Source organism: Mycolicibacterium pyrenivorans, from assembly GCF_025821625.1.
GTDB lineage: Bacteria > Actinomycetota > Actinomycetes > Mycobacteriales > Mycobacteriaceae > Mycobacterium > Mycobacterium pyrenivorans.
Genome location: NZ_JACKSH010000077.1, coordinates 1 through 352 on the forward strand (window position 1 = coordinate 1; position 352 = coordinate 352).

The 352-nt window shown below is 69.6% G+C and carries 1 protein-coding gene; it reads right to left on the reverse strand.

Going from position 1 to position 352, the window contains the following annotated elements; translation table 11 throughout:
- Positions 1 to 352: AMP-binding protein (locus tag H7I57_RS10355; protein WP_264023399.1), on the reverse strand; the 352-nt coding region annotated here is incomplete at both ends.

Genomic DNA, 352 nt, shown 5'->3' on the forward strand with positions numbered 1-352 from the left:
GGTGCGGCACCGGAACACCCTTGGGCAGACCGGTCGAACCCGAGGTGTAGATCAGGTAGGCGGTGTTGCCCGCGGTGAGCGGCCGCACGCGGTCGGCGTCGGTGGGGTTGTCGTCCCGCTGGCCGGCCAGGTCGGTGATCGGTTCGCGGATCACGAGTTTCGGGTCGCAGTCGCCCAGGATGAAGGCCAACCGGTCCTCCGGGTAGGTCGGATCGACCGGCAGGTACACGCCACCGGCCTTGACGACGGCCAGCGCCGTGATCACGAGCTCAGGCGACTTGTCGAGCAGTACGGCGACCCGGTCCTCGGTGCCGATGCCGTGGCCGATCAGCCAGTGCGCCAGCCGGTTCGC